9 protein-coding genes, 1 tRNA gene and 1 pseudogene are annotated in these 12,613 nt (G+C 63.4%); 2 read left to right on the top strand and 9 right to left on the bottom strand.

The features are described 5' to 3' along the window. Positions 1-31 precede the first annotated feature (31 nt). Positions 32-613: a gluconokinase gene (locus tag AB0I57_RS00865; protein WP_358328506.1), complete on the top strand. Its 582-nt coding sequence runs from the start codon at positions 32-34 to the stop codon at positions 611-613. Positions 614-615: 2 nt separating this feature from the next. Here AB0I57_RS00865 and AB0I57_RS00870 read toward each other — a convergent pair whose 3' ends face one another. The 5 genes from AB0I57_RS00870 to AB0I57_RS00890 form a co-directional block, all read right to left on the bottom strand. Then, positions 616-2,046, bottom strand: a complete 1,431-nt coding sequence (locus tag AB0I57_RS00870; protein ID WP_358328509.1) for an MFS transporter — start codon at positions 2,044-2,046, stop codon at positions 616-618. Between the two features lie 109 nt (positions 2,047-2,155). Further along, the gene (locus AB0I57_RS00875; RefSeq protein WP_358328511.1) at positions 2,156-3,754 is read right to left on the bottom strand and encodes an NAD(P)/FAD-dependent oxidoreductase; all 1,599 of its coding nucleotides are present in this window, start codon (positions 3,752-3,754) and stop codon (positions 2,156-2,158) included. A gap of 99 nt (positions 3,755-3,853) precedes the next feature. Then, positions 3,854-3,930: transfer RNA gene (locus AB0I57_RS00880), tRNA-Met, on the bottom strand. A 66-nt stretch (positions 3,931-3,996) separates the two neighbouring features. Beyond that, positions 3,997-4,635, bottom strand: a complete 639-nt coding sequence (locus AB0I57_RS00885; RefSeq protein WP_358328514.1) for an LON peptidase substrate-binding domain-containing protein — start codon at positions 4,633-4,635, stop codon at positions 3,997-3,999. Further along, the gene (locus AB0I57_RS00890; protein WP_358328517.1) at positions 4,635-5,108 is read right to left on the bottom strand and encodes a DUF309 domain-containing protein; all 474 of its coding nucleotides are present in this window, start codon (positions 5,106-5,108) and stop codon (positions 4,635-4,637) included. The genes AB0I57_RS00885 and AB0I57_RS00890 overlap by 1 nt, the downstream gene beginning before the upstream one ends. 240 nt (positions 5,109-5,348) lie before the next feature. On the opposite strand from AB0I57_RS00890, the gene AB0I57_RS00895 reads away from it, so the two are divergent. After that, positions 5,349-6,854 (top strand): MFS transporter, encoded by a 1,506-nt coding sequence (locus AB0I57_RS00895; RefSeq protein WP_358328520.1) that lies wholly within the window; start codon positions 5,349-5,351, stop codon positions 6,852-6,854. Between the two features lie 28 nt (positions 6,855-6,882). Here the strand turns inward: AB0I57_RS00895 and AB0I57_RS00900 are convergent. The 4 genes and pseudogenes from AB0I57_RS00900 to AB0I57_RS00915 all read right to left on the bottom strand — a co-directional run. Continuing rightward, positions 6,883-8,082 (bottom strand): annotated as a pseudogene (locus tag AB0I57_RS00900) (MFS transporter); the annotation flags it as partial. Between the two features lie 122 nt (positions 8,083-8,204). Further along, positions 8,205-9,554 carry a phosphonoacetate hydrolase gene (gene phnA, locus AB0I57_RS00905; RefSeq protein WP_358328523.1) on the bottom strand — a complete coding sequence of 450 codons (1,350 nt, stop codon included), beginning with the start codon at positions 9,552-9,554 and terminating at the stop codon, positions 8,205-8,207. A gap of 223 nt (positions 9,555-9,777) precedes the next feature. Then, positions 9,778-11,724: an NHL repeat-containing protein gene (locus AB0I57_RS00910; protein WP_358328526.1), complete on the bottom strand. Its 1,947-nt coding sequence runs from the start codon at positions 11,722-11,724 to the stop codon at positions 9,778-9,780. Between the two features lie 138 nt (positions 11,725-11,862). Further along, positions 11,863-12,501, bottom strand: coding sequence for a TetR/AcrR family transcriptional regulator (locus tag AB0I57_RS00915; RefSeq protein WP_358328529.1), 639 nt, complete (start codon positions 12,499-12,501; stop codon positions 11,863-11,865). Between the last annotated feature and the right edge of the window lie 112 nt (positions 12,502-12,613).

A 12,613-nucleotide genomic window follows, 5' to 3' on the forward strand; every position in this document is an offset into this window, starting at 1 on the left:
AGGGTTGGGAAACTGGAGAGAGGTAGGTGAAATGCACATGATCAGGGGCGAACTCGAAGGAGGCATGCCCGAGATGGAGGATCCGGTGCTGGTACTGATGGGGGTGTCCGGGTGCGGCAAGTCGACAGTCGCGGGAATCATCGCCGGCGTTCTGGGCTGGGACCTGCAGGAGGGTGACACCCTGCATCCACCGGAGAATGTCGCGAAGATGGACTCGGGGAAGCCCCTGACCGACGACGACCGCCGGCCGTGGCTCGAGCTTGTCGCTGCGTGGATTCGAGCGCACACCGACAACGGCCTACCCGGGGTCATCACCTGCTCGGCGCTCAAACGTAGCTACCGCGACGTCCTGCGAGGTCCTCATGTCGTGTTCGTGCATCTCACCGGAACTCGTGAGCAGATCGGCGAGCGGCTGAGCGCAAGGCTCGACCACTTCATGCCTGCCTCGTTGCTGGATACGCAACTCTCGACACTCGAGCCGATCGAGCCCGACGAGAACGCCATCGTCGTTGACGTAGGCGGATCGCCCGGCCAGGTGGCCGCCGAGATCATCGCGCGTGTGAGGGGCTTTGGCTGGAGGACGATGCAACAGGGCACCGAGAATGCTTCGTAGCTTCAAGACCTGCTGGTCGTCCTTCGCAGCAACGGCGCGACCGTGATCATCAGTCCCACTAGTGCCACCCCGGTTACGAGCACGAGGCCGGGGTAGAACTGATGGAATCCGGCTTCATCGGTACCACCGGCCGAGTCGGCGTCGATGGCGATCAATGCAGTGGTCAGGGCCAGCACGATTGCCGCGCCCACCTGCCCGGAGGTCTGCACGAGTCCTGACGCCAATCCTTGCTCGGAGTCGGCGACGCCTGTCGTGGCTTGCGCCATGATCGAGGTGAATCCGACCGCGAAGCCTATGCCCAGGAGGATCACGCTCGGGAGGATCGCGACCGCGTACCGGGGATCATCGCTGCCGGCGAAGAGGAACCACAGATAGCCGATACTGAACGAGGACAGGGCCGCAATGGTCATTCGCGCGGTGCCGAAGGCGTCGATCAGGCGTCCGGCGAACGGCGCCCCGAAGACGACGATGATGCCGGACGGGAGCAGTCCCAGCGCCATCTTCAGCGGCGACCACCCGAGTACCGACTGCAGGAAGATGGTCAGCATGAACTGGAAACTGAGGTAGCTGCCGAACAGTGCCATGATGGCGAAGTTCGCCCGCATGATCGATCCGACCCGGAGAAGGCCCAGGCGCACCAAAGGGTGAGGAACGTGGTTCTCGACCAGGAAGAACATTGTGAGCAGGACGGCGGCAAGCGCGAAGGAGCCGAGGGTGAGGGGCTCGGTCCACCCGCGTTCCGGCGCCGACACCACGGCATACACGGCGAGCAGCATTCCCGACACAAGGGTGGCGGCTCCCAGGACGTCGTGTCCGCCGGAATCCGCCGGACGGTCGTGGGGGATCAGGAAGATGGCCGCGATCAGCGTGAGGGCTGCAAAGGGCACAGGCATGAGGAACGTCCAGCGCCAACCAGCGCTGGTCAGCAGTCCACCGAGCATCAACCCGGAGGAGTAGCCACTGGCTCCGAAGACGGCGAAGATCGACAGCGCCCGGTTGCGGGAAGGCCCCTCTTTGAAGGTGGTGGTGAGGATCGACATCGCAGTCGGCGCGGTGAATGCGGCGGCGAGTCCCTTGACGAAACGGCTTGCGATGAGCAACAAGCCGTTGTCGACGAGTCCGCCGACCAGAGACGCGACCGCGAATACGGCCAGGGCGACGAGAAAGACCCGGCGGCGTCCGAGGAGGTCGGCTGTGCGCCCACCCAACAGCAACAAGCCACCGAATCCGAGTACGTACCCGTTGACGATCCACTGCAGCGAGGTGGTCGACAGCCCTAGTTCGGATCCGATGGAAGGCAGCGCGACCCCGACCATCGACACGTCGAGACCGTCGAGAAACAGCACCACACACAGCACCGTCAGAACCCCCCAGAGACGGGGAGTCCAAGTAGGGGTGGGAGATGAAACGGTGTCCGTGGGGGTGGCAGTCACAGAGACGAAAGTAGGTGCGCGTGGAATCGTTGCGCAAGCGAATTGTTGGTCAGCGCTGAACGCGGACGAATCAGATCCTTGCAGGCGAGGCGTCCCGGCGAGTGGAGACCTATGGGATCGACCCCTTCGAAAGCAGACCCGTGACGGCACTCGAGGTGCGCCGCCTCACCCACCCGCGCGGTCCGTGCTCGCCGATCGCGGCGCGGGCAGCGTTCAGTCCCGATACTCCGTGGACTCCTCCACCCGGATGCGCGGACGCACTCGCGAGGTAGAGGCCGCGGATCGGCGTCTCCGACCGTGAGGTGCCGGGGCCGGGCCGAAAGATCAGCTGCTGATGCAGTTGCGCCGTGCCACCGCCTACCGCGCCCGACACCAAATTCGCATCGGCTGCCTCGAGGTCGGACGGCCGCTGGACGACCCGTCCGACCATCAGATCCGAGAAACCTGGTGCGTGCGCTTCCAGCACGTGGTCCACACGGCTCGCCAGCAGGTCCGCGGACGTGTCGTCGGTAAGTCCGCGTGGCAAATGGGTGTATGCCCACGCGCTTTCGGTGCCCTTCGGTGATCGGGAGGGGTCGGCGGTGGTCATTTGACCGAAGAGCAGGAACGGTGTGGTAGGGATGGTGCCGGTGGTGAGGTCGGCCATCCAGTGCACCAGGCCGTCGCTATCGGCCCCCAGATGGACGGTACCCGCATCGCACAGGCTGGCTGAACGCCACGGGATCTTGTGCGACAGAGCGTAATTGATCTTCACAACGGGGGTGTCCCATTCGAAGTGCTCCATATCGGCTCGTATGCGAGCAGGAACGGCATCCGCTGGGAGTAAAGACCCGTACAGCGCGGGTGCCGAGACGTCGGCGACCACGGCCCGACCCGCGGTGTGGTGAATGCCCGACGCGGTCCTGACCCCCACCGCACGGCCTGACCGAACCTCGATCCCGGTGACGGCGTCGCCGCAGTAAAACTGCACTCCCGAAGACTCGGCCCTGCGGACCATCGCGGCCGACAACTCGCCTGCTCCTCCTACCGGCACCGGATACCCGCCGTCCTGTGCGAGCATCGCCAGGAGAAATCCCATGACGCCGCTTCCGGGCGCATCCGAGGGGATGTCGGCGTGCATCGCGTTGCCCAGCAATAGAAGCCTCGCTGCCTCGCCGCGGAACAGTTCGTGGGCCATCCGGCGGGCAGGGAGCAGTAGAAACCTCGTCAGGCGCAGCGCATCGGCAGTGCCGAGTTGCCGCAGCAGGCGGGCCGGACCGCGGACCGGCGGGAACGGGCTGAAGAGGGTATTGAGGAAAGGTTCCTTGATGTCGTGCCACAGGTCGACGAGCGCTGACCATGCATCGCCATCTCCTGCCTGGCGTCGTTCCAGGTCAGCGGCCGTATCTGCGTGTTCCGGGTGGATTACCGGCGCATCCTCGTCGGCGGCCGAACGGGCGTGACCGAGCGCGCTGGGGGCTCGCGTCCAACGCAGTCCGTGCGACTCGAGGTCGAGAGCGCGGAAGGCGGGTGACACCGTGGAGAGAGGGTAGAAGGCGCTGAACAGGTCCGAGGTGTAGCCGGGGACGAGTTCTGCAGACTTCACCGCGCCACCCGGTGCCGGCTGCGCCTCGACCACCACGACATCCCAGCCTGCATCGGCGAGTGCCGCTGCTGCTACGACACCGTTTGGGCCGGACCCGATGATCACCGCGTCGGCTTTGCTCATTCGATCAGGCTTGCAGACCGGACTACGAGCCCGCCAGGTCTTCGACGATGTTGGTGGAATAACGCGAAAACGACTCCGGAGAACTCTCCGGAGTCGTTGTGGTAGCGGGGGCAGGATTTGAACCTGCGACCTCTGGGTTATGAGCCCAGCGAGCTACCGAGCTGCTCCACCCCGCGTCGTTTCGCGCTCACAAGAGTACACCGTTTGCCTGCCGCTCTCGACCACTTGTCGAGAGGGCTAGCTCACATCAGACGGAACTGGACCATTTCGATGGCGTTCTCGGTTGCCTCGGAGACCTCCCGCAATCGTTCTACTGCGCCTGCGGCGGCGAGAACGCGGAGGCGGTCGGCCTCCCCCATCGGAATGTACGCAGCAATCTCGAACAGTCTGGTGCCCAGAGTGCCCTGGAAGCCGGTGATGTCGGGGACGTCGGGCGGAATGTTGCCTGTTTCGGCCGCGAGTCGATCGAGTAGGTCGTACAGGAACCCGACTCTCTCTATCAGAGAATGGAATTCGTAGTCATTGTCTCGCGTGCCAGTGTTCTCGTCCGGCCACAGACATACCTCGGCGATCGGATAGGGGTTGTCTGGCAACCACTTAGACACCTTAATGCGTTCGTGAGTGCGGCAGAACAGTTCGTATCGGCCATCGCCGATCGCGACGTGGGATTCTATTCGGGCCATGGTGCCGACGTCATGGCGGACGTCACCACCGCCGACCTCGGTTCCTCGCGCGATGAGCACGACCCCGAATTGGGGGTCACCGGGGGCGTCGAGGCAGTCGCGGACGAGTTTCCGGTAGCGGGGCTCGAAGACGTGGAGGGGAAGTGGCTGGCCGGGTAGCATCGCCGAGCCCAGTGGGAACATCGGGAGCAGGGTCATCAGGGGATTCTCAGCCGCGGTATCGGCGGCGCCGGGAGCGGCTCTACGCGGTCTATCTCGTCTGTGAGGTGTTCGGACCACATGAGTAGGCCGGAGATGTCGAGGCCGTGCGGCGCCGCCACCTCGTAGTGCCGGATCCGGTCGTGGCCCTGATGCAACAGCGAGCGTGCGCCGGTCTTGTTCCCCCGCATCAGGTGGGTCAGACCTACAGCGAGTTGGGCGAGGCCCTGCCACAGTTCCCGTTCGTCTTCCGAGGCGATCTTCCACGTGCCTTCGAGGACTTCGTGGGCGTGGAACGGCATGCCGTGGTCGAGGAGTCGCTGGGCCTCCGTGATCGCCTCGTCGGGCTGTAACCGCAGGTCGTCGGGGATTCGCGGCACTCCCTCGGCGTCGTGGGACAGTGGACGACCGAGTTCGTCGCGGGGGCGTGCGTTGAGAGGTTTGCCCGCCTCGTCCCTATCCCGATCGGCCATGCGACAAGGGTAACGCTCGGTGCCGGATCGGCGAAGAGTGCGCGAGGGCACCGGACATCCTTTTCGATCATGGAAATTATCGGCTGGCGATCGGCTGTCGCCTTGCCGGGGTCAGCGCACCGTCCTAGTATCCGTTTCGGGCCGAGGGACTGTTTCTTCGGTAGCCGGTTTCTTCGGATAGCAGGACTTTTTCTCGCTATAAGGGCAAGTTTCGGGGGCGCGGCAGAAGAGCGTGTACTGATGGCCGACCTCCAGAGCTCCTCTCAGGGAATCCCGACGATCGCTGCTCGGATGGACCGTCTGCCGATCACCCGGAATCATCTGTGGCTGACGGTGGCAATCGGGCTCGGACTGTTCTTCGACATCTATGAGATCTTCTTGGCCGGCGTTCTGAGTACCGTGCTCGGTGAGGACTTCCATCTGAGTGCTTCGCTCCTGCCGCTACTGCTGTCCTCGGCATTTCTGGGCATGTTCATCGGCGCCTTGACCATTGGTCGTCTGGCCGATCTGCTCGGGCGTCGCCGCGCGTTCCTCTTGAGCCTCGGCATCTACTCGGCGTTTTCTCTGCTGGCCGCGTTCAGCGTCGGACCGGTAATGCTGGTGGTCACCCGGTTCTCGGCCGGTATCGGGATCGGCGCGGAGCCCCCGGTATCGGACACGTATCTCGGTGATCTGTTGCCGCCCAAAAACCGGGGGCGTTATACGGCATGGGCCTACACACTGTCGTTCTTCGGTGTGCCTGCAGCGGGATTTCTTGCGCACTGGCTGGTGCCCCTGGCGCCTTTCGGTCTCGAGGGGTGGCGGTGGATGTTCCTGATCGGAGCACTGGGCGCGGTGATCGTATTCGCGTTGAGAACGGCGCTTCCAGAGTCACCGCGTTGGCTGGAAGCGGCTGGGCGCACGGACGAGGCCGACGCGGTCGTGCGGCGCTTCGAGGCACGAGCCATGGCAGAGGGCAAGGCTCTGCCACAACCGGATACCAGGCGGCTCGTTGCTGATTCGGAGATGGCGGCATTGCGAAACCTGTTCGTGCGGCCCTACTTACGGCGAACCGTGATGATGTCGGTGTTTCAAGTGTTGCAGACCTGGGGTTACTACGGGTTCGGCACACTGGTGCCTCTGGTGCTGGTGGCCAAGGGTTTTCCGGTCGTGCAATCACTGCTGTTCAGCGCCGTGACCTTTGTCGGCTATCCGATCGGGTCAGTGCTGTCGATTCCCATCGTCGAGCGGGTCGAGCGCAAGTTTCTCGTGATGGGTTCGGGGATCGTGATGGCAGTACTCGGGTTGGCTTTCGGCTTCGCGAGCGCCACCTGGGCGATCCTGTTGTTCGGGTTCCTGTACACGGCGGTCTCAAACCTGTTCTCCAACGCGCACCACATCTACCTGGCTGAGGTATTTCCCACGAAACTACGCGGCACCGGTGCGAGCGGCACATACTCGCTGTCCCGGCTTTCCAGTGCGGTGATTCCGTTCGTTCTGGTGCCGCTGCTGCACCACGGCGGGCCGGGAATGTTATACGCGGTGGTCGCCGGTGCCATGGTCGGCGTCGCTGTGGACATAGGCTTCCTCGGGCCGCGTACTACCGGTCGCGCGCTCGAATCTGTCAATTCCGCTCCATCCGCTCAGACTGCGAATTCGTCGACTCGGGGGGCCGGTGACGGATCGTCAGGGTTGCCAGCGCACTCACGAGGCAGCACGCAGCGACGATTGGGAAGATGTAGCTCGTCTGACCGGTCACGTCCATGATGTGTCCAGTTATCGGTGAGGCCGCGCCTGCAAAAAGGTAAGCGAAGAAGTTCACGACGCCGATCGCCGTACCGGCGACCTTGGTGCCGGAGATGTCGACGGTGAGTGCCCAGAAGGATGATTGTGGGCCGTGGACGAAGAATCCGGTGAGGAAGAGCACAATCATCCCCGCCGTAATGCCCAGGGGTGCGGCGTACATCGTCATCGATGCAATGGCCCCGATAGCGGTGAACAAGATGATCGGAAGGTCGCGGCGAGAACCGAAGAGCCGGTCTGATATCTCGCCGTTGACCAGAGCTCCCACCGCCATGCCGATCGGCAGCGCGATGGAAGTCCACAGCGGGCTGATCGAACCGCTGACGTGGCCTGAAGCTGTCGTAAGGAAATACACGGGTACCCAGGTCAGTAGGCCGTAGCGGGCCGAGTTCAAGAATCCGATGGCAAGACCTGTCGACCAGATCCTCGGGTTCGACAGGACACGGGCGTACCGGGACAGCGACGATTTCTCGACGCGTGCGTCCTCCTCCGTGGTCCCGGTCTCGGTTCTTGTGATCGCCTCGTGCTCGACGGCGAACTCCTCTGTGAAGTGCTTGGGCGGAACGATTTTCGCGCTGTCTGGAGATTCACGGGATATCAGGAAGAAGACGATCCCGCCGACGAGCATGAGCAGCACGGGGACGCGGAAGATCCATTCCCATTCCAAATGGAGGGTGTCCACGACGATGGTGGACGTCAGGTAGGCCACCACCGAGGCCACCCCTCCTGCGAAGGTGTAGAAACCGAAGCTTCGCCCTCGAGCGCTCGGCGGCCACCAGTTCGAGATGACCCGTCCGCCTGCCGTCCAACCCATCGCTTGGGCATAACCGTTGGCCGCCCACGCTGCTCCCAGACTCAACGGGCCGATCGCGAAGCTGGTCGCCCAGTTCAAGGCAGTGGACAAGACTGTGCCGGTGGTCATTACGCGCCGGCCACCGATCTTGTCGACGATGTTTCCGTTGATTATCTGCCCGATCGCGTATGTCCACAGCAGGAGCCCGCTGATCGCCCCCAGGACCTCATTGCTCAGGCCCAAGTCGGCTTCGATTCCGGGTATCGCGAACCCGAATGTTTGCCGACCGGTGTAGAAGAAGGAGTAGCAGAACATGGTTGCAAGTAACATTCGCCACTGCAGCCTGCGGAACTCCTGATCGGGCACTGGATCTGCTGTGTGCGAATCGTCGACGGACATGTTCGTCGTTACCTAGGTTTCGAGAGGAATCAACCCTGTCCGCCAGTTCAGCATCGTGCGACGATCTCACGTCGTCGGAGGCAGTTGGACTGCCGGGCAGTATTTTTCGTGGTGAATGGGACCTACGCCCGAGACGGCCCGGTGGGCTGCCGACGACTGAGCACGGTTGTCGCGAACCAGAATGCGTCGTAGTTGTGCACGCGGGCCGAGCCGCCGAGGTGGGTGTCAACCAGTTCCGGTTGCTCGAGTCGGCGGTTGATCACGAATGGGATGTTCAGTTCGCCCAGCGCCCCGTGCGAGCGCAGTGGTGCATCGAGCTGCGTTAGATCGTGCCACTGCGCATACCGTCCGAGGGCAGTGTTCTTCTCAGCCAGCACGACGATGTCGCCGATACGGTCGGCGGGCAGTTCGTAGCGGTCGGCTGCTTCCTGACGTCTGTGCACCGCCTCGATGCCGTCGATACCGGCCAGTGCCTGGCAGAGCGGACCGGCATCTGTGTCTGGAGGAATGTACACGCTCGCGAAGGAGCCGAGCGCACCGTGGTGGACGGTGTACGGGTCGGTGATGGGCAGGATGACCCGGACGCCGTCCGATGGAGCGCCGAGCTCGGCAAGAATGCGTTTGACCTCGTCTTCGACGAAAATGACCCGGGGTGTGCCATCCGGCAACGACTTCGCGCTCATGCCGTGATCCGCGGTAACCACGACGATGGCTCCGAGCGCGTCGAGTTCGCTCGCGTACCGGTCGATCATTTCGTAGAAGTCGTTTGCGACTTCGGTACCCGGCGCGTGCTTGTGCTGTATGTAGTCGGTCAGGGTCAGGTACATCAGATCAGGCTGGCGGGTCTCGAAGATCTTGGCGCCGGCCGCAAGCACGAATTCACTCAGGTCCGCCGAATACACCCCGGGCAGCGGTCGACCTACCAGCTCGAGGACGTCGCCGATCCCATTCGCCTCGATTGTTGCCTGATCGGCCTTCTCGGCAGAGAAGCAGATACCCCGCCGAGCCGGGGCAGTCGTCCCCGGCGTGCTGTCGAGGTTCGGGCCCTCTTCGACGAGTCCGGCACCGAGCAGGCGTCGAAGTTTGTCCTTTGCGGTGACGACGACGACGTCGAGCCCCGATTCGTTGGCGGCGGCGAAGATGGTCGGGATCCGCAGGAACTTAGTGTCGTTCATCAACACCTCTTCACCGCTCTGGGTATCGAAGATGTAGTTCCCGCTGATGCCGTGATACTTCGGCGGAAGCCCAGTGGCGATCGAGACGTTGTTGGGGTTGGTCAGCGCGGGCATCGCGCAGTGGGCGGGTATGTACGTACCCTCACCCGCCAGTGTCGCTTCGAGCCAAGGCATTCGCTGCGCCTCGATTGCCTTCAGGTGATACTCCGGTTCGCTTCCGTCGATGCAGATGACCACCACGGGCGTGTCGGGAACGATGTATTCGCGGCCGTTGACACTGAAGGACTTGTCAGGCATCTGAATCTCCTCGCGACGGATACGACGAGTCGCTTACGCGCGCTGCCTTCACGCCCGACCGCAAGTGGTCGTATATGAGTGTTCGCTGTGGTCGCCACTGTGCGCTCTTGTTTCGGTGGGCGCAACCGAGACTTCGGAGATCCGTGGGAAACAGACCTTGATCAGGTGCGTTATCCGCCTGGGGTGACCGTGGTCAACAGGGCGGAGGCCCTGTTGAGGTTCGTCAATTTGCAGGCGCGGTGGACTGCAGAGGTGCCGCAAGGCCCACGTACGCCACGATCTCGTGACCTCCCGGGTTCGTCTGAATCGGGATGTCCAGCCAGTTGTTCGCGAGCCAGACGTTGCCGGACGGGTCAACCGCGACCCCGGTGTTTCGCTCGAGTCCGTCGAACGCGTATCCGGTGACGGCAGGTGAGATCGGGTCTCCGCTCTTCATCCCCGGAGGGCACGTGGACGTATCGGCGCCGCAGAAGTTCGACAACCTCTTGCCACCGAAGTTGGCCACCCAGACGTTTCCGTCACCATCGGTCGCGATGCCCCAAGGGATGGTCAGGCCCCCGCCCATGTACGGCCCGCCGCGCACGGATCCGTCCGGATTCAGGAGGGTGATCGATCCGATCCCGGGCGAGAGACCGGGGATGTCCGGGCAGGGCAGCTGCACGATGCTCGAATTGGCGACCCAGACATTTCCGGATCCGTCGCTTGCGATGCCCATCGGGTTGTTGAGTCCACCGCCGGTCACCGGAGAGTTGGGCAGGGGAGTGCCGTCTCTGTCGAGAACGGCCACTGCGTGGTTGAGCATCCCGGTCGCGAATACGTGGCGACCGTTGTCCACCATGCCGAATGGCCGCTGGACACCGGCGTCGATGGTCTCGGCTCGACTCGGGTCGCCGTCCGGGTATCGGGTCAGCGTGTTCGAGCCGCAGTTGGCCATCCAGATGTTGCCGCCCCGGTCCGCGATTGTTCCCTGTGGCCAGTCGATATTGCCCTCGGTGAAACCCTCTGGGGGAGAAAGTGGCTGACCGTCCGAGGTGAACTTCGAGACGCTGTTGTGCGGTGGCTGCTGGTCCTCGGGGCAGCCAGGAGGCTGAGCGGCGAATCCGAAGTTGCCCACCCAGACGTCGCCGTTCGGGTCGATGGTTATGCCGAATCCGGCTCCGCTCAGGCCACCTCCCGCGAACGGCGAACCGGGTACGAACTGACCTGTCGGACTGAACTTGAACAACAAGTCGCTACCACACACGGGAACTCGCGGGTCGGCGTTGTACTGGTAGTTGTTGTTCACCCAGATATAGCCGTCCTCGTCGATTGCGAAATTGCCCGGACCCGAAAGCGAACGCCCGTCACCGTTGAACCGGAGGGCGAGTGTCCATGCCGCCGGTGGGAGGTCGAGTGCGGGTAGGTACGCCCTGGGCGGGAGCATCGAGATTCCGAACAGGGGCAGGACGGCATTTGCCGGACCACGGGCGATATCGGACATGGCTCGGAAGGTGTCGACAGGACGGGGTTCTCCCGGTTGAGTTGCCGAATCGAGCAACGCGTCGCAGGATTTCCGCATTGCCACGCACGCACCGAGCATGTTCGACAGTGAGTTGAAGGCCGCCGGCGTGGAGGTCTCGGCACCGTTCGGAGAGGAGAGCAAGACGGACCCGAGTTCGCCGGTTGTGACGTCCACGAGGTTGCGCACCATCCCCGCCGCATTGGCAACTCCGGGGTTCGATCCGGAGATTCCCTCGGGTGAGACGAATTGCGCCAGCGCGAAGGCGGAAGCCACGGTCGTTCTCTCGTTGACGACCACGTCGGCGGGTAACGATCCGTTGCCGAGCACGCTGGCGAGCACCAGTGCAGCGGGATCGGACCGAACCGTGTTCTCCGCGAGCAGGTACAGGACCGAACCCGGCGTTCGCGGGCTGTCCAGGTTCACCACGAAGCGCCCGTCGGAGTCGGTTGTTGCGCTGCCGAGTGACTGGGCTGGTCGCCCGTCGCCTCCAGCGCTCCAAGCGGTGACCGAGAACGATTCGAGTGGCCCGCTCGCCCCTCGAACGTGACCGGAAATGCTGCCGAGCCCAGCCGATACCGCCGACGGGACGGTGATGGGGACAGCCATCGCGGCAAGTAGGAGCGTGGCGGTGGAGGCTACAAAGCTGAACGAGCGGAATCCGTGCGCCATGAAATCCTCCGTCAGAATGCCAAGCTCTGATGGTCATGTGCTCGAGTAGTTGCCAACAGATTACGCGGGGGCATCGCGAGATTTGGCGAAAATGCCTTCAGGTGCTGGACATTGCCTACAAAGCAGGAATTTGCTGAGCTATTGCGGAAGGGTCCCTTGCGGCACTCCTGAGGCGCGCTGGCCCGCACCCACCATGCGCATGGCGAGGTCTGAATAGAGGTCGGCGACAACCTTCGGTTCGGTGTACGCACCAGCAGGAAACCAGCGGCAGACGTCGACGCACAGCGACATGAGAGCCAGCGTGACGCCCTCAGTGTCGGGCACCGTGAATTCGCCGGACGCGGCCCCCGCGTCCACGACGGTACGAACGATGCGGGTGATTTCCCGGCGTAGTCCTACCACCTCGCGGTAGTGCGCGGGTGTGAGTGCATTGAGCTCGTACTGCACGACGCGAGCCTGTGTGTGGTGCGTGGCCTGCCAGAAGGCGAAGGCGCCGATCAGTGCCCGCAATCTCTTGGACGGGAGTTCGTCCGGAAGGTCCGCGCTCGTGAGGACGTCAAGGGTGGCGGTGTGGCCTTCGAAGCTGATCGCAAAGAGCAGTTCCTCCTTCGACCGGTAGTGCGGATACATCGCAGCCGGACTCATGTCGAGGCGGGCGGCGATTTCCCGGGTCGTGGTGCCGCCATAGCCGTTGGCCGCGAAGGCGTCGGCGGCTGCCGCCCGGATGCGGGCTGCAGCCTTCGATGGGCTGATCACCTGGCTCGGTGATTCGCTCATTACGTTCTCCGTCCTCGGCTGTGTGGAGGTTTGACAATACCGAGCCGACGCACCACTATAAGCAATCGCTTATAAAATAAGCATGTGCTTACATTCTGTGAGCATGCACTAC

It is taken from the genome of Rhodococcus sp. NPDC049939 (assembly GCF_040656415.1).
Lineage (GTDB): Bacteria > Actinomycetota > Actinomycetes > Mycobacteriales > Mycobacteriaceae > Rhodococcus_F.